Annotated in this window: 27 protein-coding genes; 14 read left to right on the top strand and 13 right to left on the bottom strand. The window is 69.6% G+C overall.

The genetic code is table 11. The features are described 5' to 3' along the window. Positions 1-232: 232 nt before the first annotated feature. The 5 genes from AC3IPY_RS17945 to AC3IPY_RS17925 all read left to right on the top strand — a co-directional run bounded on the left by AC3IPY_RS17945 (position 233) and on the right by AC3IPY_RS17925 (position 5505). Positions 233-958: a DUF5058 family protein gene (locus AC3IPY_RS17945; protein WP_489185637.1), complete on the top strand. Its 726-nt coding sequence runs from the start codon at positions 233-235 to the stop codon at positions 956-958. A gap of 33 nt (positions 959-991) precedes the next feature. After that, positions 992-1609, top strand: a complete 618-nt coding sequence (locus AC3IPY_RS17940; protein ID WP_489185636.1) for a hypothetical protein — start codon at positions 992-994, stop codon at positions 1607-1609. 247 nt (positions 1610-1856) lie between these two features. Beyond that, positions 1857-3128, top strand: coding sequence for an amidohydrolase (locus AC3IPY_RS17935; RefSeq protein ID WP_489185635.1), 1272 nt, complete (start codon positions 1857-1859; stop codon positions 3126-3128). Positions 3129-3164: 36 nt separating this feature from the next. After that, positions 3165-4178 carry an Lrp/AsnC family transcriptional regulator gene (locus AC3IPY_RS17930; protein ID WP_489185634.1) on the top strand — a complete coding sequence of 338 codons (1014 nt, stop codon included), beginning with the start codon at positions 3165-3167 and terminating at the stop codon, positions 4176-4178. 127 nt (positions 4179-4305) lie between these two features. Beyond that, complete coding sequence (locus AC3IPY_RS17925; RefSeq protein ID WP_489185633.1) at positions 4306-5505, top strand: MFS transporter; 1200 nt, start codon at positions 4306-4308, stop codon at positions 5503-5505. 9 nt (positions 5506-5514) lie between these two features. Here the strand turns inward: AC3IPY_RS17925 and AC3IPY_RS17920 are convergent, their stop codons facing one another. Beyond that, on the bottom strand, positions 5515-5982 hold the full coding sequence (locus AC3IPY_RS17920) for a DUF3817 domain-containing protein (RefSeq protein WP_489185632.1): 468 nt from the start codon (positions 5980-5982) through the stop codon (positions 5515-5517). A gap of 99 nt (positions 5983-6081) precedes the next feature. On the opposite strand from AC3IPY_RS17920, the gene AC3IPY_RS17915 reads away from it, so the two are divergent. The 3 genes from AC3IPY_RS17915 to AC3IPY_RS17905 all read left to right on the top strand — a co-directional run bounded on the left by AC3IPY_RS17915 (position 6082) and on the right by AC3IPY_RS17905 (position 8744). After that, complete coding sequence (locus tag AC3IPY_RS17915; protein WP_489185631.1) at positions 6082-6615, top strand: adenine phosphoribosyltransferase; 534 nt, start codon at positions 6082-6084, stop codon at positions 6613-6615. A 97-nt stretch (positions 6616-6712) separates the two neighbouring features. After that, complete coding sequence (locus AC3IPY_RS17910) at positions 6713-7153, top strand: Fur family transcriptional regulator (RefSeq protein WP_489185630.1); 441 nt, start codon at positions 6713-6715, stop codon at positions 7151-7153. Positions 7154-7283: 130 nt separating this feature from the next. Further along, positions 7284-8744, top strand: a complete 1461-nt coding sequence (locus tag AC3IPY_RS17905) for a catalase (protein WP_489185629.1) — start codon at positions 7284-7286, stop codon at positions 8742-8744. Positions 8745-8912: 168 nt separating this feature from the next. On the opposite strand, the gene AC3IPY_RS17900 is transcribed toward AC3IPY_RS17905, so the two are convergent. Continuing rightward, positions 8913-9941, bottom strand: a complete 1029-nt coding sequence (locus tag AC3IPY_RS17900) for a DUF389 domain-containing protein (RefSeq protein ID WP_489185628.1) — start codon at positions 9939-9941, stop codon at positions 8913-8915. A gap of 172 nt (positions 9942-10113) precedes the next feature. Further along, on the bottom strand, positions 10114-11721 hold the full coding sequence (locus AC3IPY_RS17895; RefSeq protein ID WP_489185627.1) for an AMP-binding protein: 1608 nt from the start codon (positions 11719-11721) through the stop codon (positions 10114-10116). A 159-nt stretch (positions 11722-11880) separates the two neighbouring features. Between AC3IPY_RS17895 and AC3IPY_RS17890 the strand changes: the two genes are divergently transcribed. Continuing rightward, positions 11881-12582, top strand: coding sequence for a 4a-hydroxytetrahydrobiopterin dehydratase (locus AC3IPY_RS17890; RefSeq protein ID WP_489185626.1), 702 nt, complete (start codon positions 11881-11883; stop codon positions 12580-12582). Between the two features lie 49 nt (positions 12583-12631). On the opposite strand, the gene AC3IPY_RS17885 is transcribed toward AC3IPY_RS17890, so the two are convergent. The 5 genes from AC3IPY_RS17885 to AC3IPY_RS17865 all read right to left on the bottom strand — a co-directional run bounded on the left by AC3IPY_RS17885 (position 12632) and on the right by AC3IPY_RS17865 (position 15070). After that, on the bottom strand, positions 12632-12901 hold the full coding sequence (locus AC3IPY_RS17885) for a hypothetical protein (protein WP_489185625.1): 270 nt from the start codon (positions 12899-12901) through the stop codon (positions 12632-12634). 6 nt (positions 12902-12907) lie between these two features. Next, the gene (locus AC3IPY_RS17880) at positions 12908-13150 is read right to left on the bottom strand and encodes a hypothetical protein (protein WP_489185624.1); all 243 of its coding nucleotides are present in this window, start codon (positions 13148-13150) and stop codon (positions 12908-12910) included. Beyond that, positions 13141-13518: a class I SAM-dependent methyltransferase gene (locus AC3IPY_RS17875; RefSeq protein WP_489185623.1), complete on the bottom strand. Its 378-nt coding sequence runs from the start codon at positions 13516-13518 to the stop codon at positions 13141-13143. Before AC3IPY_RS17875 ends, AC3IPY_RS17880 begins: the two co-directional genes overlap by 10 nt. 16 nt (positions 13519-13534) lie before the next feature. Next, positions 13535-13762: an RNA-binding S4 domain-containing protein gene (locus AC3IPY_RS17870; RefSeq protein WP_489185622.1), complete on the bottom strand. Its 228-nt coding sequence runs from the start codon at positions 13760-13762 to the stop codon at positions 13535-13537. 69 nt (positions 13763-13831) lie between these two features. Then, the gene (locus AC3IPY_RS17865) at positions 13832-15070 is read right to left on the bottom strand and encodes an acyl-CoA thioesterase/BAAT N-terminal domain-containing protein (protein WP_489185621.1); all 1239 of its coding nucleotides are present in this window, start codon (positions 15068-15070) and stop codon (positions 13832-13834) included. Between the two features lie 233 nt (positions 15071-15303). Between AC3IPY_RS17865 and AC3IPY_RS17860 the strand changes: the two genes are divergently transcribed. The 5 genes from AC3IPY_RS17860 (at position 15304) to AC3IPY_RS17840 (ending at position 18384) form a co-directional block, all read left to right on the top strand. Then, positions 15304-15915: a dihydrofolate reductase family protein gene (locus AC3IPY_RS17860; RefSeq protein WP_489185620.1), complete on the top strand. Its 612-nt coding sequence runs from the start codon at positions 15304-15306 to the stop codon at positions 15913-15915. A gap of 52 nt (positions 15916-15967) precedes the next feature. Beyond that, the gene (locus tag AC3IPY_RS17855; protein ID WP_489185619.1) at positions 15968-16330 is read left to right on the top strand and encodes a nuclear transport factor 2 family protein; all 363 of its coding nucleotides are present in this window, start codon (positions 15968-15970) and stop codon (positions 16328-16330) included. Between the two features lie 89 nt (positions 16331-16419). Beyond that, positions 16420-16779 carry an MmcQ/YjbR family DNA-binding protein gene (locus tag AC3IPY_RS17850; RefSeq protein WP_489185618.1) on the top strand — a complete coding sequence of 120 codons (360 nt, stop codon included), beginning with the start codon at positions 16420-16422 and terminating at the stop codon, positions 16777-16779. Positions 16780-16828: 49 nt separating this feature from the next. Further along, on the top strand, positions 16829-17152 hold the full coding sequence (locus AC3IPY_RS17845) for a YciI family protein (RefSeq protein ID WP_489185617.1): 324 nt from the start codon (positions 16829-16831) through the stop codon (positions 17150-17152). After that, positions 17149-18384: an RNA polymerase sigma factor gene (locus tag AC3IPY_RS17840; RefSeq protein ID WP_489185616.1), complete on the top strand. Its 1236-nt coding sequence runs from the start codon at positions 17149-17151 to the stop codon at positions 18382-18384. Before AC3IPY_RS17845 ends, AC3IPY_RS17840 begins: the two co-directional genes overlap by 4 nt. Positions 18385-18460: 76 nt before the next feature. Here AC3IPY_RS17840 and AC3IPY_RS17835 read toward each other — a convergent pair whose 3' ends face one another. The 5 genes from AC3IPY_RS17835 to AC3IPY_RS17815 all read right to left on the bottom strand — a co-directional run bounded on the left by AC3IPY_RS17835 (position 18461) and on the right by AC3IPY_RS17815 (position 21209). Then, positions 18461-18943 (bottom strand): anthrone oxygenase family protein, encoded by a 483-nt coding sequence (locus tag AC3IPY_RS17835; RefSeq protein WP_489185615.1) that lies wholly within the window; start codon positions 18941-18943, stop codon positions 18461-18463. Positions 18944-19094: 151 nt separating this feature from the next. Next, a complete protein-coding gene (locus tag AC3IPY_RS17830) occupies positions 19095-19277 on the bottom strand; it encodes a hypothetical protein (protein WP_489185614.1) in 183 nt (60 codons plus the stop codon). Positions 19278-19433: 156 nt separating this feature from the next. Continuing rightward, positions 19434-19814, bottom strand: coding sequence for a nuclear transport factor 2 family protein (locus AC3IPY_RS17825; protein ID WP_489185613.1), 381 nt, complete (start codon positions 19812-19814; stop codon positions 19434-19436). Between the two features lie 118 nt (positions 19815-19932). Further along, positions 19933-20880: a hypothetical protein gene (locus AC3IPY_RS17820; protein WP_489185612.1), complete on the bottom strand. Its 948-nt coding sequence runs from the start codon at positions 20878-20880 to the stop codon at positions 19933-19935. Continuing rightward, positions 20877-21209, bottom strand: coding sequence for a PadR family transcriptional regulator (locus AC3IPY_RS17815; protein ID WP_489185611.1), 333 nt, complete (start codon positions 21207-21209; stop codon positions 20877-20879). Before AC3IPY_RS17815 ends, AC3IPY_RS17820 begins: the two co-directional genes overlap by 4 nt. Positions 21210-21582 lie beyond the last annotated feature (373 nt).

Genomic DNA, 21582 nt, shown 5'->3' with positions numbered 1-21582 from the left:
GGCGGGCGCCGTCGGCCGTGCCGACTGCCGCTTCGCCGGTCGTGGAGGCGCGCCGGCGCCGTATCGAGACTCGCCATTCGCCGGAATCGTCACATGCAATTCACATTCGAAGTCGCCGCCCGAAACACGCAAAGTGTGGACTAATGGCCATTCATCTCTTGTGAAGTGAACTTATCGGCCGTATCGTCACGTTTCATCCGAAACAACGGCCACTCAATGAAGCGGAGGCCTCATGGCTCTGAGAGCAGTGTCAACCGGCGACTTCACGGCGATCGCCTTCCATCCGGTCCTCTGGGCGTTGGCGGTCGCGGTGTTCGCCGTCATCGTGCTCCAGTCGGTGATCTACCTGCGCGCGATCCGTCGCTCGGCCACGGCGGCCGAACTCAGCCAGGCCGAGGTGACGCAGGCGGTGCGCACCGGCGCCGTCGCCGCGATCGGGCCGTCGCTCGCCGTCGCGCTCGTCGCGCTCTCGTTGCTGCCGTTGTTCGGCACCCCCGCCGTGCTCACGCGCATCGGCCTCGTCGGCTCCGCGCCCTACGACGTCGCCGCAGCCGGAATCGGCGCCTCGACCGTGGGGGCCTCCCTCGGCGGCGACGGCTACACCGCGAAGGTGTTCGCCATCTCGTTCGCCGCGATGTGCGTGCTCGGCGTGCTGTGGATGGTGTCCGCGCTCATCATCACGCCGCTGTTCAACCAGACGGGCAAGGCCCTGCGCAAGGTCAACCCGAAGGTCATGGCGATCGCACCGCTCGTCGTGCTCCCGCTCGCCTTCGCCTTCCTCATCATCAGCGAGATCGGCAAGTCCCCCACCAACGGCATCGTGCTCGTGGCGAGCGCCGTCATCGGCGGCGCCTGCCTGCTCATCGCGATGAAGTGGCGCGTGCACTGGCTGCGCGAGTGGGGCCTCGGCATCGCCATCTTCGGCTCCCTCCTCGTCGGCGCCGTCGTCGCCGCCTGACCGCATCGAACTCGACTCACGGAAGGCATCCCCATGGCACTCGGCACCTCGGCATCTCCCCGTTCCGGAAGCATCGCGGACTTCGACCGCACCACCTCGATCTGGGGGCCCATCACCCTCGGGCTCGGGCTCCTCATCACCCTGACGGCCGCGGTGTACGTCGCGTTCGGCACCGGTCTCGGCATCACCGCCGGCGAGTTCTGGACGGCGGCCGGGGCGGTCACGCTGCTGCTCGGCGTCGGAGCGATCATCGAGCCGATCATGTACTACCCGATCCTCGGCAAGTCGGCCATGTACCAGGCGTTCATGATCGGCAACATCGGCAACAAGCTGCTCCCCGCGAGCATCGTCGCCCAGAACAAGCTCGGAGCCGAGGCCGGCACGAAGCGCGCCGAGTTCGTCTCGGGCGCCGCCATCATCGGCGCCGTGATCGTGCACCTGATCACGCTCATCGTGATCGTCGGCCTGCTCGGCACCTGGCTGCTGAGCCTCATCCCGGCCGAGTTCATCGAGACCGTGCAGGCCTTCATCCTTCCGGCCGTGTTCGGCGCGATGATCCCCCAGCTCCTCGCGTTCCTGATCAAGCCCAAGTCGAAGGCCCCGGCCGACGAGGAGGCCGAGGCGTACGCCGAAGCCGGCATCAGCGATTGAGCGCCCACCGGCGAATGGGGGCCGCCCCGCGGCATCCGCTCGCCCCGCGGCATCCGCTCGCTCCGCGGCATCCGCTCGCTCCGCGGCATCCGCTCGCTCCGCGGCATCCGCTCGCTCCGCGGCATCCGCTCGCTCCGCGGCATCCGCTCGCTCCGCGGCATCCGCCCTGGAACCCGGCGCAGCCGCGCCCGTCAGTTCGACAGCACCACGCACCGAAGCACCACCGGCACCGACAGGAAGATGGAACATGACCGACACGATCGCCGGAGCCCTCGCCGGGCTCGCCAGCGCCGCGGATGCCTCGCGGCCGACCGAGCTCTCCGAGGAGTTCATCGCATCGCATATCGCGATCTACCGGCACCTGCACGCGCACCCCGAGCTCTCCTCGTGCGAGACCGAGACGGCCGCGTTCATCCAGGAGCGGCTGGCCGAACTCGGCGTCGCGTCGTTCATCTCGGGCGGCACGGGCGTCGTCGCCGTGCTCGAGAACGGCGAGGGTCCGGTGATCGCGTTCCGCGCCGACACCGACGGGCTGCCGATCCTCGAGCAGACGGGCCTCGACTACGCGAGCACGGCGACGGGCACGCTGCCGAACGGCGACACCGCCCCCGTCATGCACGGCTGCGGGCACGACACCCACATCACGGCCGCGCTGGGTGCGGTGCAGCTGCTGCTCGAGCGCCGCGAAACCTGGGCCGGCACGGTCGTGTTCGTGTTCCAGCCCGCCGAGGAGACGGCCGCGGGCGCGAAGGCCATGATCGACGACGGGCTCTGGCAGAAGGCGCCGAAGCCGAGCGTCGTGCTCGCCCAGCACGTGGGGCCGCTGCCCGAGAACGTCGTCTTCATCTCCGAGGGCTCGATGGCGATGCTGGCCGACTCGTGGCGCATCACGGTGCACGGCAAGCAGGCGCACGGCTCCTCGCCCGAGCAGTCGATCGACCCGATCGTGCAGGCCGCCTCGACGGTGCTGCGCCTGCAGACGATCGTGTCGCGCGAGCTCGCGCCGCGCACGCCCGCGGTCGTCACGGTCGGCACGTTCCACGCCGGCCTGAAGGAGAACATCATCCCCGAATCGGCCGAGTTCACGGTCAACGTGCGCACGCCCGACGAGACCACCCGCGACCAGGTGCTCTCCGCGATCCGCCGCATCGTCTCCGCGGAGGCGGCGGCATCCGGCGCGCCCGAGCCCACGATCGAGCCGCTCAACAACTTCCCGCGCCTCTACAACGACCCCGAGCACACGCTGGCCGTGACGGCCGCGCTCGAGGCCGAGTTCGGCGAGGGGCGCATCCTGAACGAGAAGATGGGCATGGGCTCGGAGGACGCCGGCTGGCTCGGCGACGCGATCGGCGTGCCCGTGGTCTTCTGGGGCTTCGGATGCCTCCCCCTAGCCGATCTCGCGAGCGGCGAGATGCCCGCCGCGAACCACTCGCCGTTCTTCAAGCCGAACGCGCGCAGCGCGGTGGTCACCGGCGCGCGGGCGGCCATGGCCGGGATCCTGCACTACGTGGGTCGCTGACTCGCACCGCACGCGGTCTCGGGGGAGGATCGGTGCATGAGCATCCCACTCGATGACGTGGACCGCCGGGTGGCCGCGGCGCTCGTCCAGGACGGACGGGCGCCGTGGCGCCGCATCGCCGCCGCGATCGGCGAGCCCGAGCGCAGCGTCGCCCGGCGCGGACGGCGCCTGCTCGACGAGGGCGTGGTGCGCGTGCTGGCCCTGCCCAATCCGTCGGGCCTCGGGCTCGCCCCGTATTCGCTGCGGGTCGCGGCGACGCCGGCGTCGATGCGCGAGGTCGCGACGACCCTGGCCGAGCGAGCGGATGTCCCGATGCTCTCGATGCTCGCCTCGTCGAACACCTGCGTGGGCGAGGCCTACCTCCGGGTGGGCGATGCACGTGCGTTCCTCGACGTGCTCGGCGCGATCCCGGGCGTGACGGCCTACGAGCTCGATCCGATCACGAGGTACCACCGCACGAGCTCGGGCTGGCGCCCCGACGTGCTGACCGCCGAGCAGCAGGCGCAGCTCGGCCAGGCCGACGAGATGGCGAGCCTCTTCGCCTCGCCGGCGGAGTTCGATCCCACGTCCGAAGCGCTCTTCGAGGCGATGGCCCTCGACGGCCGGGCCACGGCCGAGTCGCTCGCCGAGCGGTTGAACGTCTCCAAGGCGACGGTCGGCAACCGGCTCGAACGCGCGCGATCGACCGGGCAGGTCTTCATCCGCGGAGTCGTGAGCCCCGCCTCGTTGGGCTACGCGACCGAGGCCCATCTGCGCCTCGCGCCGCGGCTCGCCGAACTCGATGCGGTGGCGCGGCGCCTGTCAGCCCTGCCGATGACCCGCGTGTGCGCCGTCGCCGGAACCACCGTGGTGGCGAGCCTCGCCACCACGGGGCCCCTTCCGATCGAGGAGGCGCTGCGCGACCTCGCCGCCGAGTTCCCGTCGGTCGAGCCCGTGCAGGTCGATGCCGTCGCCGAGGGGTTGAAGCGCTCGGCGATCCGGTTCGTCGACGACCTGCCGGTCTCCGGCCTCGACGGGCCGGCAGGCGTGCTCGCAGCATCCGCTCGGTAGACTGGTCGCGGTCGTCGGATCCCGTCGGCCCTGGGCGCGCACAACGGCGCGCAGTCCCCGTGGCATGGTGCGCATTCGCGGAGCCCCGCCCGCGCCCCCACGGTCGACGCTCGTTCGGGCACATCACATGACCTCTTCGATTCCCACGGTGCATCCTGCGCCGCCGTTCCCCTGGCTCGGGCTCACCGTGCTCGCCGCCGCCGTCTTCCTCTCGGTCACGATCGAGATGATCCCCACGGGCCTCCTGCCCGACATGAGTCGCGAGCTCGGCGTCGCCGAACCGCTCGTGGGCCTGCTCGTCACGGTGTTCGCCGGAACGGTCGTCGTGCTGACGGTGCCGCTCTCGGCGCTCACGAAGCGCCTGCCGCGGCGCCGCCTCATCGTCATCACGCTCGCCGTGCTGGCACTCAGCTGCGTGCTCACGGCGATCGCGCCGAACTATCCGACGGTGCTCGCGACGCGCGTGCTCGGCGGCGCGGCGCACGGCCTGTTCTGGTCGGTCGTCGGCGCCTACGCCGGGCACCTCGTGCCCAAGGAGCAGCTCGCCCGCGCGGTCTCCATCAGCGTCGCCGGCGGCTCGGCCGCCTTCGTGCTCGGCGTGCCGCTCTCGACGGCGCTCGGCCAGGCGCTGGGCTGGCGCTTCGCGTTCGCGGCCATGGGCGGCCTCACCCTGCTCGGCGCGCTGCTCGTGTGGCGTTTCCTGCCGCCGGTGCGCCACCACGCCGGTGAAGCGGATGCCGCGCCACTGCGCCTGCGCAGCGACCGCACGTTCGTGCCGGTGCTGGTCGTGTGCCTCATCACGGCGGTGACCATGATCGGCATGTACACCTTCTACACGTACATCGCGCCGTACATCACCGACGTCATGGGCCTGCCGTCGAGCGCGATCAGCCCGATGCTGCTCGCCTACGGCATCGCCGGCGCCGTCGGACTCGTGCTGGCGGGCGCGGTGCTCGGGCGCCGCCCGACCGTCGGACTCGTCGTCGCGCTCGTCGCCACGGGCGCCGGTGTCGCGGGCCTCGCGGCGTTCCCGACCGTGCCCGTGGTCGGCATCGCGAGCTTCCTGCTCTTCGGCACGGCCTTCGGCGCCCTGCCGACCATGCTCAACACGCGCCTGCTGCACACGGCCTCGGCGCGCATCCGCGACGCGGCGGCCTCGTTCTACACGACCGCGTTCAACACGGGCATCGGCGGCGGCGCGCTGCTGGGCGCGGTGCTCTACGGTGTGCTCGGGCTCTCGGCGCTGCCGTGGGTGTTCGTCGCATTGCTCGTCTGCTCGACGACCGGCCTCGTCTGGACGGCGCTCGTCAACCGCGTGGGGCGGTAGCAGCCGACCTCAGCCGACTGCGGGCGGCGGCACGGGCGGTCCGATGACGAGCAGCACCGTGAACGCGGCGGCGACGGCGACCACGCCGACGGCGATCGAGACGACCGGGCGGGCGAGCACGAGGCGCAGCACGCGATTGGGGAACGAGCCGTCGGCCGGGTGCTCGCCGGCCTCGCGGCGCCATCCGCCCTCGAGGTGACCGCGGCGCACGAGCCAGAGCTCGAACGGGATCGTCGCGTACGGCACGATCGCCGTGAGCAACGCGAAGGCGATGCGCCCGACGTTCCAGCGCTGGTTCACGCCGACGACGACGGCGATGACCGCGTAGGCGAGGAAGACGAATCCGTGGATGCCGCCGCCGATCGTGACCGCGATGTCGATGCCGAATCCGTACTTCAGCACCATGCCTGCGATGAGCAGGGTCCAGGTGATCGCCTCGGCGACGGCGAAGGTGCGGTACAGGCGTTTCGGTGACACGAGGGCTCCAGAGATCGGGGTGCCTCCATGGTCGCAAACCGGTCTGGGCGGATGCCTCCACCGAACGATTGAACTCCGCCGGCCGAGTAGCCTTGACCGGTGACCGAGCAGGATGTGCGCAACCTCGTCGAATCGAACCTCGCGACGATTCCCGACTTCCCCGAACCCGGAATCCTCTTCCGCGACCTGACGCCGGTCTTCGCCGATGGGCCCGCGTTCCATGCGCTGTCCGAGGCGCTCATCGCGCCCTTCGCCGGGCGGTTCGACGTGCTCGCCGGCGTCGAGGCCCGGGGGTTCCTGCTCGCGGGCGCCGCGTCGGCGCTCTGCGGGGCCGGCCTGCTGCCGATCCGCAAGGAGGGCAAGCTCCCGCGCAAGGTGCTCCGCGAGGAGTACGCCCTCGAGTACGGCACGGCCGCGCTCGAGGTGCACGAGGGCGAGCTGCCGCAGGGCACCCGCGTGCTCATCGTCGACGACGTGCTCGCCACGGGCGGCACGGTCGGTGCCGCGGCCCGGCTCGTCGAGCGGGCCGGATGGCTGGTCGCCGGCATCTCGGTCGCGATCGAGCTCGTCGACCTGGGCGGGCGAGCGGCGCTCGGCGACCGGTACGAGACGTACTCGCTGCTGCAGTACTGAGTGGCGGGCGCGACGGCGGGCGCGAGAGCCGAGGGGCCCAGCCGTGACATCCGCTCAGTTGTTTTGAATGACTCAAAAGAAGCGTTAGGCTGGTGACATGACCACCGACGAGATCCGCGACGCGGCCGTCGAGCACCTCCGCTCGGCCGGGCTCCGCGTGACGGAGCCGCGCCTCGCGGTCCTCGAGGCGGTCACCGGCAACGGGCATCTCGACGCCGACGCGGTCCACACGCGTGTGGCTGCCCGGCATCCGGGCATCTCGCTGCAGACCGTGTACAACGTGCTCGGCGACCTGAACGCGGCGCAACTCCTCCGGCGCATCGAGCCGGCGGGGTCGGCGGCGCTCTACGAGAGCCGCATCGGCGACAACCACCACCACATCGTGTGCACGCGATGCCGTGCCGTGGCCGATGTCGAATGCGTCGTGGGGCAGGCGCCCTGCCTCGCCCCGTCCGACACGAGCGGGTTCGTCGTGCACACCGCCGAGGTCACCTTCTGGGGCCTCTGCGCGAACTGCCGGCAGGAGGTCGCGGCCTAACCGGGCCGCACCGCCGCCTCCACCCCGGCACGCCCGTGCCACCGCCGTGCTCGGCGCCGTTCGTCGTACCCGTTCACGGGTGCGTTCGTCGCGCCGTCGCGGCATCCGTCACCCTACTGAGAAGGAATCGATGTCAGAGAACACGACCACCCAGACCGGAACGCCCGTCGCGAGCGATGCGCACTCCCTCACCGTCGGAGCCGACGGGGCCACGGTGCTGCACGACCGCTACCTCGTCGAGAAGCTCGCGCAGTTCAACCGCGAGCGCATCCCCGAGCGCATCGTGCACGCGAAGGGCGGCGGCGCGTTCGGCCGCTTCGAGGTCACGGCGGATGTCTCGGCCTACACGCGCGCCGCGGTCTTCCAGCCGGGCGCCGAGTCCGAGACGCTCATGCGGTTCTCGTCGGTCGCCGGTGAGCAGGGTTCGCCCGACACCTGGCGCGACGTGCGCGGATTCTCGGTGAAGTTCTACACGACCGAGGGCAACTACGACATCGTCGGCAACAACACCCCGGTGTTCTTCATCCGCGACGCGATCAAGTTCCCCGACTTCATCCACTCGCAGAAGCGCCTGCCGGGCTCGGGCCTGCGCGACGCCGACATGCAGTGGGACTTCTGGACCCTCTCGCCCGAGTCGGCGCACCAGGTGACCTACCTCATGGGCGACCGCGGCCTGCCCAAGTCGTGGCGCGAGATGCACGGCTTCGGCTCGCACACGTACCAGTGGATCAACGCCGAGGGCGAGCAGTTCTGGGTGAAGTACCACTTCCGCTCGCAGCAGGGCGACCTGCACCTCGACGCCGAGACGGCCGAGGCGATCGCCGGCGCCGACGCCGACTTCTACCGCCGTGACCTGCACGACGCGATCGAGGCCGGCAACCACCCGAAGTGGGACCTGCACGTGCAGGTCATGCCCTACGAGGACGCGAAGACGTACCGCTTCAACCCGTTCGACCTCACGAAGGTGTGGCCGCACGCCGACTACCCGCTGATCCCGGTCGGCACGCTCACGCTCGACCGCAACCCGCAGAACTTCTTCGCCGAGATCGAGCAGGCCGCGTTCTCGCCCGCGAACACCGTTCCGGGCATCGGCATCAGCCCCGACAAGATGCTCATGGCCCGCGTGTTCAGCTACCCCGACGCGCAGCGCTACCGCGTGGGCACGAACTACAACCAGATCCCGGTGAACGCGCCGCACGCGGCATCCGTCGCCAACTACTCTCAGGACGGCGCACAGCGGCACGGATTCAACGCCCCGTCGACCCCGGTCTACGCGCCGAACTCGTTCGGCGGCCCCGTCGCCGATGCGGATGCCGCGGGTGAGGGCTCGTGGGAGAGCGACGGCGAGCTCGTGCGCGCCGCCTACACGCTGCGCAGCGACGACGACGACTTCGGCCAGCCGGGCACGCTCTACCGCGACGTGTACTCGGCCGAGGCGAAGCAGCGCCTGCTCGCGACGCTGACCGGGCAGGGCGAGGCGATCACGGTCGACGCGATCCGCGAGCGGTTCTTCCAGTACTGGACGAATGTCGACGCCGAGCTCGGCGCCGCCCTGCGCGCCGCCGTCGGCTCGGAGGACGCCGCCGCGTAGTCGCGCACGTCACGGCACGGCGAGGGTCGGGGGGCGAGCGGATGCCGCGCCCCGACCCTTCGGCGTTCGCGACTGGTCCGTGTTCCCGCGACCTTTCGCCGCTCCTGCGACCGTTGTGAACGGTCGCGGGAGGCGCGAAACGTCGCGGGAGGCCATGCGCGCGTGCGGCTACCCGTTGCCCGGCTGCGCGGCCGGGCCGAGCTTGACCGTGTAGGTCGGCACGAGCTCGACCTGCACCTGCGCGGGGTCGATGCCCGCGTCGCGCAGCGCGCTCTCGAGCGTGGCGACGTCGGGTTGCCCGGTGTCGGCGGTGCCCTCGAACTTCGCGATCACGACGCCGTTCGCGGTGCTCACGCCCGTGAGCACCCAGCCGACGTCGTCGCCCCAGGTGCCGGCCACGCCGTGCACGGTCGCCTCGCGGGTGACGTTCTCGGCCGTCTGCACGCTCGAGATCGTGAGCGGCACCAGCACGACGATGCCCATGATCGTCAGGGCGATGCCCGTGTTCAGGCGCTTGCGTGCCACCAGGCGGGCGTCGGCCGGCGGGGCGGCCAGACGCCCCGCGCCGTACACGGCCATGACGACGACGCCCGTGCCGATGATCGCCGCGACGTTGGTGAGGAAGAGCAGCAGGGCCCCCATCGACTCGTCGGGCGCCCCGGACTCGAGGGTCAGGCCGACGACCGAGAGCGGCGGCACGAGCGAGATCGCGATCGCGACGCCGGGCAGAGTGTCGGCGATGTCGCGCCGCACGAGCGCGATCGAGCCGACGACGCCCGTCGCGAGCGCGGCGAGCAGGTCGATGAGTCCCGGCGAGACCCGTCCGTCGACCTGCGAGTTCGTGGCGGCGACCACGTCGTTCACGACCATGAGGCCGACGACGAAGCCGATGCCGATCGCGGTCGCCGCGCCGCCCACGAGCAGGAGCAGCGAGCGGATGAGCGCGTCTCGGTCGCCGAGCACGGTCGCGAGCATCGTGCCCTGGATCGGCAGCATGAGCGGCGCCACGATCATCGCGCCGATGACCGTCGCCGTCGAGTCGGCGACCACGCCGGCCGCGGCGATGATCGACGAGAGGATCAGCAGCATCCAGAAGCGGCTCAGCTTGTGAGGCGACTCGGGCCCGTCGAACAGCACGGCGTCGCGCATGTAGGCGAGGTCGTTCAACTGCGGTTTCGTGCGCGCGGTCTCGCTCATGTCGGCCCCCTCCGTACTGCCGTCGGCAGCTGTGCGCGCCGATCCTATCGGCGCCGCGCACGCGCCGATCGGCACGGGTGATGGGACACGCCGGATGCCTCGGCGAGGGCTCCGATCATGCCCTCGCCGTGGCGTCCGACTCATGCCCTCGCCGCGGCATCCGACCGAAGCGTCAGGCGCCTGCGCCGCTGCCCGTGCTCGCGGCCTGCCGTGCCCGCAGGTCCTTGCGCAGGATCTTGCCCGCGCTCGACTTCGGCACGACGTCGATGAACTCGACCCGGCGCACCTTCTCGTGCGGCGCGACATGTTCGGCGACGTAGGCCATGACCTCGTCGGTGCCGAGTTCGGCCTCGGCCTGCACGACCACGAATGCCTTGGGGATCTCTTGACCGTCTTCATCGAGCACGCCGATCACCGCGGCATCCGCGATCCTCGGGTGCCCGAGCAGCACGGCCTCGAGCACGGCGGGGGCGACCTGGTAGCCCTTGTACTTGATGAGCTCCTTGAGCCGGTCGACGATGCGGTAGGTGCCGTCGGCCGTGACGGTCGCGATGTCGCCCGTGTGCAGCCAGCCGTCCCCGTCGAGCATCGCGGCCGTCGCCTCGGCGTTGCCGAGGTAGCCCTTCATGACCTGCGGCCCGCGGATCCAGATCTCGCCGGGCTCGCTCGCGCCGTCGCCCGGCACGGTGACGTCGTCTCCCGTCTCGACGTCGACGATGCGCGCCTCGGTGTTCGGCAGCAGGTTGCCGATCGTGGAGCGGTCGAGGTCGGGTCGGTCGACCGCGATGACATGCGTGACCGGGCTCGTCTCGGTCATGCCGTAGCCCTGGCACACGACGCAGTCCAGCCGCTCGGCGACGGCCTCGGCGAGGGCGCCGTCGAGCGGTGCCGCCCCCGAGAACACGACCTTCACGCTCGAGGTGTCGGCCTGGGCGACGAGCGGATGCTTCGCGAGGGCGACCGCGATCGGCGGCGCGATGAAGAGCCAGGTCGCCCGGTACTCGCCGATGACCCTGAGGAACTCGACGAGGTCGAACCTCGGCATGGTCACGAGGCTCGCGCGGCACTTGAGCGCGTAGTTCAGCAGCACGGTCAGGCCGTAGATGTGGAAGAAGGGCAGCACCGCGAGCACCCGGTCCTCGCGCTCGAGGCCGATCGTGGCCTTGCTCTGGGCGACGTTCGCGACGAGGTTGCGGTGCGTCAGCATCACGCCCTTCGGCCGGCCGGTCGTGCCCGACGAGTAGGGCAGCACGGCGAGGTGCTCGGCCGGATCGAACGAGACATCCGGAGCCTGGTGCCCCTCGGTCAGCAGGTCGCGCAGTGACGGATGCCCCTCCGCGCCGTCGAGCACGATGAGGTGGTCGTCGGCGATGCCCACCCGCTCGGCCGCGGCCTTCGCGCCCGGCAGCAGCGGCGACACGGTGAAGAACCAGGTCGCGCGCGAGTCGGTCAGCTGGTTGGCGATCTCGTCGGGCGTGTAGAGCGAGTTCACGGTCGTCGCCGTGGCGCCCGAGCGCAGGATGCCGTGGAACACGGTCGCGAACGCGGGCACGTTCGGGCAGAGCAGCGCGACCACGTCGCCGACCCCGACACCGCGGGCCGCGAGCGCGCCGGCGAGCAGCGAGATCTGGCCGACGAGCTGGCGGTAGGTCGTCTCGGCGCCGCTCGGGCCGTCGACGATGGCGACGGCATCGAGATCGCCCTCGCCCAGGTCGCCGAACAGGTAGTCGAACACGGACAGGTCGGGCACGGACACGTCGGGGCGCGGGCTGCGGGCCATCGGATCTCCTTCGATCAACGGTTGCTGCCCATCATGCGTCATCGGCTGCGCCGGCGGAAGAGCGGATGCCGCGACGCGGCGCAGCATCCGTCGTCAACGTCTGGGCGGCGCGAAGGATACCGGTGCCGCAGCACCGGACCCGAGTTACACTCACCTTTCATGGACATGCTGAGAGGCGACCAGATCGCCGCGGCCGAGCTGGCCGACTGGCGCAAGCTGGCCCAGGGGCTGCACGCCCGGTACCTGGTCGGCGACTTCGGTGCCGCAGCGCGGTTCATCGTCGCGGTCGGTGAGGCCGGCGACGAGCTCGGCCACCACCCGCACGTGTCGATCGGCACGGGGCACGTCGACCTCGAGCTCGTCAGCGACGATGCGATCTACCGCGACGACGAGGGTGCCGAACACGTCGTCGAATGGGTGACCCGGCTCGACGTCGACCTCGCGCGACGCATCACCGAGGTCGCGGCCGGCCTCGGGCTCGTCGCCGACCCGGCCTCGGTCAGCGAGATCGAGCTCGGCCTCGACACGGCGAACTCGGCGACCATCGCCCCGGTGTGGGCCGCGTTGCTGACGGGGAGCGCCGAGTCCCAGGGGCGCGGGTCGCCCAGCGACGAGGTGCGGGATGCGACGGGGCGGGTGCCGAACCTGTGGTTCGGCGATGCCGACGAGGGCTCCCCGCAGCGGTTCCACCTCGAGGTCTACGTGGCGCCCGAGGTGGCCGAGCAGCGGATCGCCGCCGCGCTCGCCGCGGGCGGCACCATCGTCGACGACGGCGACGCGCCTTCGCTCACGGTCATCGCCGACCAGGACGGCAACCGGGGCGCCGTCTGCGTCGCCGCGCCCGCGGCGAAGCAGGACTGAGCCCCGGCTCCGACGAACCTGCTCCTTCGACTGAGCGGCCGAGGTCGAACTACCAGATCGTGCCGCCCCCGATGGAGATGCCGCCCCAGGTGAGCGCGATGAAGATCGCCGCGAACACGACCGGTGCGATGCCCGTGCCGCTGCGTGCGAGCCCCTTGAGGAGGGCGATCACGGCGAGGATCGCGGCGACGATCGAAAGGGCGCCGCCCAGGATCAGCCCGATGAACAGCGGGATGGGCATGAGCACGAGGCCGGCCAGCGCGAGCCAGAACGCGGCCCAGGCAGTCGGATTGGAACGGCGTTCGACGGAGGAGGACATGCTTCATTATCGGGTGTCGGCCCGGCGGGCGATGATCGCGGCCTGAGGCCGCTCGTCGACGGTCTTCCTGACGTGCGACTCGAGGACGTCGAAGCCGACGGCATGAAGTTCCGTGCTGAGCGCCTCGACCGACCAGCGGTGGGCCGGCGTGACCGCGTGATCGAATCGCTCGACGACCGGGCCCTCGAAGAATCCAGTGAGCAGTGTGCCTCCAGGCCGGAGTGCACGACGGAACTCGGTCAGCGGCACGCGTATCGTGTCGGGCTCGTGATGGATGAGCGAGTACCACGACAGGATTCCGCCGAGGGCTCCGTTCCGCAGTCGAGCCTCTCGAGGCTGCCGATCTCGAATGGCACGCCGGGGTACTCGGCTCGGGCGCGTTCGATGAACTCGGGCACCTGATCCACACCGCGGGCCTCGAGTCCGAATCCGGCGAGGAAGTCCGTCCACTGGCCGGGACCGCAGCCGGCGTCGACCACGCGACCTTCGAGCCCGCTCGCCCAGGTCGCGACGAGTTGTCGATCCGAGGGGTGCACGGCGCTCATCGTTCCGAAGAGGTCGGTGTACTCCGCCGCCCTCCGGGAGTACGCCGCCCCGACCTCGCCGATCACACCCACGAGCCCGGACGCACCCTCACGGGCGCACGCGGACCTTGCGTCCATCGAAGCCGACGATGTCGCCGAACTGCAGCTGCCGTCCGCGTCGGCGGTCGACCTCGCCGTTCACGGTCACCTCGCCGTCGATGATGGCCGCCTTCACGTCTCCACCGGAGTCGAGGAGTCCGGCGAACTTCAGGAACTGCCCGAGACGGATGCCCTCACCGCCGATCGAGACGTCGTCTATCGGAGCCGGGTTCGTCATCCCAGAATGCTAGCTGACGGGCACTTTCTCGATGCCGGTCGGAACGGCTCGGAGTCCGCTCGGCGTTCCTCAGTCGGCGAGCAGGGCGAGGACGTCGCCCCAGAACTCCTTCTGCACCGCTCGGGTCGCAGCGATCTGCTCCGGCTCGGCTTCGTCGCCGAACCGCAGCGGGAGGTAGGGCGCCCAGGCGACGGCGTGCAGGGCAGTGACGCCGCGAGTCGCGAGGGTGTCGAGCCCGGCACCGTCGCGGCGTTCGACGATGTCGTCGAGTGCCGCGCAGGAGTCCCAGAGCTCGTCATCGGTGCCACAGGCGAGGACGACGGGACCATCGATCGCCGCCACGTCGATCTGCGTCGTCGGCGACCCGACCACGGACATCGCGCAGTCCGTCGACAGGGCGGCGCCGCCACGCGTCCACGCGACGCCCTGCGGGTAGCCGCAGACGATCGTGCCGGCGCCGACCGGGGCGATGGCGCCGGCGAGGAGATCAGGATGCTCAGCGGCGAGCCAGAGCGCCATCTCACCTCCCCGCGAGACGCCGAAGGAGGTCACGTTCTCGACGTCGACCTCCGGTTGTTCGCGCAACCACGCCAAGGCGGCCTCGAACGTCTCGACCGGAACGTTCTCGAGCTCGGCGGGCTGCCCCTCGCCGCCGAAGTAGGAGATCGCGAGTGCCGGGTAGCCGAGCCCCGCGAGCCAACGGGCAGTCAACGCGGCGTACTCGAGGCCGCCATCCGACCCGCTGAAGACCAGGACCGCGGGCTTCGGCGATCCGGGACCGGAATCGGCGGACATGTCCGCCGGGATCGCGTAGACGCCCTCGATCGAGGGCTCGTCGATCGCGCGGGCCTCGATGCCGGCCGCCATACCAGGCCGCGTGACCGTGGTCTGCGCGAGCTCATCGCCTTGATCATCGACCACGGCCAGTTCGACCTCGAACGGCTCGTCCCACGCCTGCCAGCGCGTAGAGCCCGGCCCGATCATCGACCAGAACGGCGCCATCGCATCAGCGCCGACCCAGTCACCGGACTCCGGGGCATCCGCGGCGAGGTCGATGGCCCCGTTGTCTCCGACTCGGAAGGATGCCTCCGAGGAGTACCGCGCCGCACCGAGCACCACATCCGCTGTGAAGGTGACGGTCTTCCCTGCCGGCAATCCGGTGACCTCGATGCCGAGCGGCGTGAACGGGCCGTCGAGCTCGATGACTTCGATTTCGGCCGGAGCGGCCTGCGTGGAAACGCACGCGGAGAGACCGATGCCCGATGCGAGTGCGAGGAGAACGGTGGCGGTCGCGGGTGATTGGCGCAATCGGGCTCCCTTGCGTCATCGATCAACGTTCTCGCAGCGTATCAATGCGCTTCGAGGCTCTTGACGCCCGAGCCGCTCGGTGGCCGGACCGCAGCGGGTCGCGACTCGGGATCACGCACCATGAGCTTCGTGTCGGGGGAATCTCGTCGGGGTGTCGGATCCGGGCGGTGTCGTTCGTTGAGTGAGTGAGAGGTGCCCGATGTGCGGGTGCCGATGGCATGGAGGACAACGCGATGAAACTGACGACGATCACGCAGCTCACTCTGGATGGAGTGACCCAGGGCAATGGCGGCCCGACTCCCGAGGACCGCGAGGGCGGGTTCGAACGCGGTGGGTGGGCGAGGGGAGCGGGTGACGACTCGACCCGTGATCACATCGCAGCGACCTTCCAGCGTGCCGACGCGTTCCTCTTCGGCCGCCGAACGTACGACATCCTCCACGAATTCTGGGGCACCATCGAGGACATGAAACGCCACCCGATCGGGGTGGCCTTGAATTCGAATCCGAAGTACGTGGCATCCAGAACACTGACGGAACCGGAATGGGCGAACACGGTCGTCCTCGGAGAGGACCTGTTCGCCGCCGTCACGGAACTGAAAGCGAGCGGCGACGGCGAACTCCAGGTACACGGAAGCAGTCGTCTCATCCAGTGGCTCCTCGAAAACGACCTCGTCGATGAAATGGAACTCATCATCGTCCCCGTGGTCCTGGGCCAGGGTGCCCGCCTCTTCGCAGGCTCAGGTCGGGATGTCGCCATGAACCTGGTCGACTCGCGTTCCGATTCGAAGGGCGTGATGATCCAGACGTATCGGCCCGCGGGCCGTCCGACGTACGCAACGTTCTGATCGATTCTGCGTTTGCCGCCGATCGGTTCCCATACGCACGAGAGGTGCCGCAATGACCGAAACAGTCCGCACCATCCATGAGGTCATGGATCGCTACAACCAAGCATTCCATCTGCATGATCCAGCACTCCTCGTGGGTCTGATCTCCGACGATTGCGTCATCGAGGACACGAACCCGGCTCCGGCCGGGGCGCGTCACGAGGGCGGTCGAGCGTGTCTTGCACGCTGGTCCGCGCTCGCGGGCGACGCGGACCTGAACTTCTCGCCCGAGCCGGCGGAGATCCTCGGGGATCTCGCCGTGGCACCGTGGATTTTGCGCTGGGGAGCGGGCGAGAACGATTGGGTCCGGGGCGTGAACCTGATCCGCGTCCGCGACGGCAGGATCGTCGAGGCGCGCGGTTACATGAAGGCCTGAGGAAGCCGGCCGTGAAGCCTGACCGCACTCTGCCCCACCCGTACATCCGGGGATCGCTCCATGTCGGATACGCCTGAGAGGCTGTAGGCATGGCGGTCATCGATGACGTTCGTGCGCTGGGTGCAGAGTTGGAGCGCTCCTACCATGCCTATGTGCGCGGGCGATTGAAATTCCGCGTCGGTCAGGTGGTCTACGTCGCGTTCTCCCTCGACGAGCGCGTGATGGGGTTCGCCTTCCCGAAGGAGGAGCGTGCAGCGCTCGTCGCTGGGAACCCGCGCAAGTTCCAGATGCCCTCGGACTCAGACCTGCGCTTCAACTGGGTCCACGCGGATCTCGCGGTGCTGGAGCCGGCCGAGGCCCGTGAGCTCGTCGTCGATGCCTGGCGCATGGTCGTCCCTGCGAAGGTGTCCCGCGCCTACGACCTCGAGCATCCCGCAGGCCCGCAATGATATGGACGAGCGTTCAACGCCGACCTGAATCGAAGGAGAGGATCTTCACGTGCAGTACCTCGTTTCCGTGATCGACGACATGAGCAATCCGGGCAAGACGGACCGACGGCCCGCGATCAGCGAGTTCAACGAGCGTCTCATCGCCGACGGCTACTGGGTGTTCGCGGGGGGCCTCGCGAACCCTGATGCGGCCACGGTCATCGACAACCGGGGCGAGCAGTCGGTGTTCAGCGACGGACCATTCCTGGAGTCGAAGGAGTACCTCGGCGGGGTCTGGGTTTGGGAGGCGCCTGATCTGGACGTCGCGCTCGCCCTCGCCGCCGAGGCGTCGAAGATCTGCGATCGGAAGATCGAGGTGCGACCGTTCGCGTGAACGACGTCGAGGACGCGATCACCCGGGCATACCATGACGAGTGGGCCCGGGTGGTCGCCGGCTTGACCCGACGGTTCGGCAACCTCGACCTCGCAGAGGACGCTGCGGCCGAGGCGTTCGCGACCGCTGTCGCCCGGTGGCCGGCCGACGGTGTGCCACCCAATCCAGGCGCCTGGCTCGCCACCACTGCGAACCGCAAGGGCATCGATCGACTGCGGCGCGAGAACCAACGCGACCGCAAGCACAAGGAAGCTCAGCTGGTATTCGATCACACACCGCCCGAGCCGATCGGTGCCATCGATGACGACCGGCTCCGGTTGATCTTCACCTGCTGCCATCCGGCGTTGGCGATGGAGAGTCGGGTGGCGCTGACACTGCGCATGGTCGGCGGCCTGACCGTGGCCGAGATCGCCCGCGCGTTCCTGGTCCCCGAGAGCACGATGGGGCAGCGGATAACCCGTGCGAAAGCCAAGATCAAGGCGGCTCGCATCCCGTACCGGATGCCGTCTGCGGCGGACCTCCCCGGCCGAGTCTCCGGAGTGCTCGCGGTGCTGTTCCTGGTCTTCAACGAGGGCTACTTGGCGACCGGCCCAGGCGCAGACCCCGTACGTGCCGATCTGACGGCGGAGGCGATCCGGCTCACCCGCCTGGTCCGGGCCCTCTTGCCGGAGGATGGCGAAGTCGCCGGGTTGCTGGCGTTGATGCTCCTCACCGAGGCCCGCCGCACGGCCCGGATCTCGATGGACGGCGAACTGATCCGGCTCGATGAGCAGGACCGGGGGGCATGGGACCCGGCGCTCATCGCCGAGGGCCATCGGCTGGTGCGCGAGCGCCTGGCCGCGGCCGCGGCGGGTGAGGTTCCCGGGCGCTACCAGATCCTGGCAGCGATCGGCGCAGTGCACACCTCCGCCCGCGACATCCGTGACACCGACTGGTCGCAGGTCCTCGCACTCTACGATCAGCTCGTCAACGTCGACCCGTCACCGATCATCGCCCTCAACAGGGCCATCGCGATCGCCGAGCTCGACGGTCCGGACGTGGCACTCGCGATCGTCGATGGGCTCGAAGCCGAATTGAACGGCTATCACGCCTTCCACGCCACCCGCGCCGACCTGCTGCGCAGGCTGGGCCGCAGCCAAGACGCCCGCCACGCGTATGACGAAGCCATCGATCTGGCGGGCAACACCGCCGAGACAGCGAACCTGACACGCCGTCGCGATCAACTGAAGTGACGCAGACGGCTCCGGATGGCACCCGTCGAGTTGTCGTCGGGTCGGGATCGCTCCACGGGCCGTCGGCGCATGAGCCCTACGGGATGAGGGCGAGCACGAACGCGAGGCACGCTGCCGCAGAGGTGAGCGTGCGCACGTGGTTCCAGGCGGTCCATCCTGGACGGAACGACTGCCACGCGGCCGCGAGTGACGGGCCGTCCTCGTCGGAAACCGCGGCCAGCCGGTCGTTGCGGGGCACGTTGGCACCGGCCGTGACACCGACGACCCCGACGAGGTACAGCGCCGCCCCGGCGATCGTCCACCACGGCGTGTCCACGAGCCCGCCGACGAAGGTCAGCACAGCGAGCACCGTCACGAGAAGTGCGGTGCCGAAGATCGCGAGCATCAGCGGCGCGCGCACGGCAGTGACGTTGATCGCTCGCATGGTGCGGGCCGCTTCGGCAGCGGGCAGCCGGCCGATGCCCTGCATCACGAAGCCGGAGAATGCGAAGAAGACGCCGGCCACAAGGCCCGTACCGAGGATCGTGATGACGTGCAGGATCGTGACGAGCGTGTTCATCCGCCCAGTCTGTTGTATGAGGCAACCGCTGCACCAGTCATCACGCGGCCGGAGCTATTCGGCCAGGCGCGGTCGGGCGTGGGTCGCTGTTCGCTCAGCCGCGCTGGCTCGACCACCTCGGTTCGAACGCTGATCGCCGCTGACTGATCCGTCATCGCGTCTGGAGGCGAAGACTGCCGACAGGTCGGTAGTCCGAATCCATGAGCGTGTGCTCCGCCGCCTGGTCCAACTCCAGCTGGGACAACGCGCCGGCCCAATATCGGAGGATTCGCCCGGCCTCCTTGGCTTGATCGTTCGGCAGCTTGTCCAGGTCGATGTCGATGACGAGTCGCATGACAGCATTGTTCTCGACCTGACACCGGGCGCCAACCCCTCGTGTGATCGCCGACGACCTATCGGGCAGCCCACTCGTTCCCGTGATCTCTGACGCAAGCACGCGGAGCGGTGGTCGTTGCCGCACAAGGATTCAGATGCAGGCCTCGACGAGTGCTCAACCCAGGACGGTTACTGAGCCGCCCGCGACCTGCCAGCGCCCGTCGATGATGCGCCAGTCGCGGATCCATCGCAGGCTGACGTCAGTCCATTGTCCGTCGTTCCACACCGTTGCCACGGCAGTCGTCTCAGTCGCCCCGGCCCCAGCGATCTCTGTGGTGCGACGGTGCGTCTCCTGGATGTGCGCGAAGCGCGTTGCGCCGGTGCGGTGCGCCTCCAGGTCGGCCGCTTTGCCGATCAGCTTCCCGTCTGGGCCAGCGAAGACGAGGTCGTCGGCGATGAGCAGGTTCAACTTGGCGATGTCGCTCGCCCGCATGGCCGCCTGGATCGCATCTTCGGCCTGATCGATGGTGTGTCCGGACTCGTCCCGTGTTGACATAGCCCCACGCTACGGCGTCCACCGGCTCACGCCCGCTGCCCGATCGGCTCGCGGGCCGAGCTCTGTGTGAGAGTCCCGCAACGATCGTTCGGCTCAAAAGCAATCACGGTACGGGAAGTTAGATCGCCGGCTCGGGGATGCCCTGGCGCAAGTGGCGGGCGGTGAACACGAGATCGAGGACGCAGATCGCGGCGACGAGGAGGAGGCATCCCTTGGTCACGGAGTCGGCGTAGGGCTGTACGAAGATCGGACCGGCCACGACCCACCAGACGAGCAGGACGACCCAGAGCGCATTCCCCACGATGGCGAGCAGTCTGGTCGTGCGGGTCCAGCGCCCCGCGACGAGGACGGCGATCATGGTCGCCAAGCTCGCCGCCCAGAGCACGAGTGCCCAAGGAGCCCGCGTGGCCAGGAAATCCTCGTCGATCACGAACGCGTCGAGCAGCGGTTGCGGTAGCCCGGGCCACCACGTGGCGAGGTTGATCGCGGCCACCAGAGCGGCGATGCCCACGAGGGCGCCCGCGATCGCGAGCACGTAGAGCGGGCGATGGATGCGGTCGCGGTCGAGCATCGCCGCCGCTCGGGGCGTCCACTCCGGAGCATCACCGCCCCGCCGAGCCGCGATCGCTGCCGCGACGATGCTCAACGAGACGAGCAGGCCGGGCCACCAGAACGCACCGAGCCCCGCGGACAGCCACCATGTGCCGAGCCGACTGAGCCAGTCGTCGCCGGCGCCGGTCGCGGGGGCGGTGTAGGTCGCGATGAGCGTGATCACCCATTGGACGGCCACGCCGACGAGCGAGATCCAGGCGAAGCGGGGCGCGTCCGCGGGGCGGATGATCGTGAATCCGGCCGGCCGATAGCGGTCGGCCACCTCCGCGGGCTTGCCGAAGGTCGCGAGCAGTTCGAGCGTCGCCTCTGCGTCGGGCTCGCTGTCGCCGGCGCGCCCGCGCAGTTCCTCGGTGAGCAGCGAGCGCAGTTCGAACCCGACGTCGTTGCGCTGCCTCCTCGGCAGGTGGCGCACGACTTCGGCGACGTAGGACTCGATGAGGGCATCCGGCTTCATGGCTTCTCCCCGTCCAGGAGCTGGGACATCACGGTTGCGAGAGAGGCCCACGATGCGGACAGCTCTCGGTAGAGCTCGGCGCCGCCGGCGCTCAGCGAGTAGTAGCGACGCGGTGGGCCGTTCTCCGCCCGCCACTGCGAGGCGAGGAGGCCTTGCGCCTCGAGCCGTCGCAGCAGGGGGTAGAGCGTGCCCTCTTCGATGGGCATCCCGCGCTCGACGAGCGCCTGTCGCAGCGAGTAGCCGTACTGCTCCTCGCGCAACTGGGACAGGACGGCGAGCACGAGGACGCCCTTGCGGAGGTCCTGCTCGTGCTTCGCGAGGTCTACCATGCGGGACACATTACATAGCGCCGCACAGTACCGCAAGCTTGCGTCGGCCGGTGCTCATTCACTCGCCACGGGGTCGAGCATCCAGGTTCGGGTGCTGATCGAGCCTCCTGGGTCGTTCCAGTCGGTTCCACCGACGACGAGGAGTCGATCGTCGGCCCAGACCGCGACGCCGGCCTCTTGAGGTGCATCGTTCGGTCGGTCGATCGGAGTCCAAGTCGACCGTTGATCGTCGTAGATGTAGCCGCCGCTGAGAGAGAATCGTCCTCCCGGCGTATCAGGGAGCCGCAGAGCAGCACTTGCATACCTGAACGTGTCTCACCACGCCGTTTTCTTTTGCGCGCCCAAGGAGTCCTCCGAGGCATCCGTCACCGGA

Source organism: Agromyces sp. GL_144 (assembly GCF_057834305.1).
The sequence above is the reverse complement of the archived record's forward strand: the minus strand, read 5'-3'. Positions and strand labels throughout refer to the sequence as shown.

Bases quoted from the DNA above. Each gene is read 5' to 3' on its own strand.
- AC3IPY_RS17945 (WP_489185637.1), top strand. From the start codon at position 233: ATGGCTCTGAGAGCAGTGTCAACCGGCGACTTCACGGCGATCGCCTTC.
- AC3IPY_RS17940 (WP_489185636.1), top strand. From the start codon at position 992: ATGGCACTCGGCACCTCGGCATCTCCCCGTTCCGGAAGCATCGCGGAC.
- AC3IPY_RS17935 (WP_489185635.1), top strand. From the start codon at position 1,857: ATGACCGACACGATCGCCGGAGCCCTCGCCGGGCTCGCCAGCGCCGCG.
- AC3IPY_RS17930 (WP_489185634.1), top strand. From the start codon at position 3,165: ATGAGCATCCCACTCGATGACGTGGACCGCCGGGTGGCCGCGGCGCTC.
- AC3IPY_RS17925 (WP_489185633.1), top strand. From the start codon at position 4,306: ATGACCTCTTCGATTCCCACGGTGCATCCTGCGCCGCCGTTCCCCTGG.
- AC3IPY_RS17910 (WP_489185630.1), top strand. From the start codon at position 6,713: ATGACCACCGACGAGATCCGCGACGCGGCCGTCGAGCACCTCCGCTCG.
- AC3IPY_RS17905 (WP_489185629.1), top strand. From the start codon at position 7,284: ATGTCAGAGAACACGACCACCCAGACCGGAACGCCCGTCGCGAGCGAT.
- AC3IPY_RS17900 (WP_489185628.1), bottom strand. From the start codon at position 9,941: ATGAGCGAGACCGCGCGCACGAAACCGCAGTTGAACGACCTCGCCTAC.
- AC3IPY_RS17895 (WP_489185627.1), bottom strand. From the start codon at position 11,721: ATGGCCCGCAGCCCGCGCCCCGACGTGTCCGTGCCCGACCTGTCCGTG.
- AC3IPY_RS17890 (WP_489185626.1), top strand. From the start codon at position 11,881: ATGGACATGCTGAGAGGCGACCAGATCGCCGCGGCCGAGCTGGCCGAC.
- AC3IPY_RS17885 (WP_489185625.1), bottom strand. From the start codon at position 12,901: ATGTCCTCCTCCGTCGAACGCCGTTCCAATCCGACTGCCTGGGCCGCG.
- AC3IPY_RS17870 (WP_489185622.1), bottom strand. From the start codon at position 13,762: ATGACGAACCCGGCTCCGATAGACGACGTCTCGATCGGCGGTGAGGGC.
- AC3IPY_RS17860 (WP_489185620.1), top strand. From the start codon at position 15,304: ATGAAACTGACGACGATCACGCAGCTCACTCTGGATGGAGTGACCCAG.
- AC3IPY_RS17855 (WP_489185619.1), top strand. From the start codon at position 15,968: ATGACCGAAACAGTCCGCACCATCCATGAGGTCATGGATCGCTACAAC.
- AC3IPY_RS17850 (WP_489185618.1), top strand. From the start codon at position 16,420: ATGGCGGTCATCGATGACGTTCGTGCGCTGGGTGCAGAGTTGGAGCGC.
- AC3IPY_RS17835 (WP_489185615.1), bottom strand. From the start codon at position 18,943: ATGAACACGCTCGTCACGATCCTGCACGTCATCACGATCCTCGGTACG.
- AC3IPY_RS17830 (WP_489185614.1), bottom strand. From the start codon at position 19,277: ATGCGACTCGTCATCGACATCGACCTGGACAAGCTGCCGAACGATCAA.
- AC3IPY_RS17825 (WP_489185613.1), bottom strand. From the start codon at position 19,814: ATGTCAACACGGGACGAGTCCGGACACACCATCGATCAGGCCGAAGAT.
- AC3IPY_RS17820 (WP_489185612.1), bottom strand. From the start codon at position 20,880: ATGAAGCCGGATGCCCTCATCGAGTCCTACGTCGCCGAAGTCGTGCGC.
- AC3IPY_RS17815 (WP_489185611.1), bottom strand. From the start codon at position 21,209: ATGGTAGACCTCGCGAAGCACGAGCAGGACCTCCGCAAGGGCGTCCTC.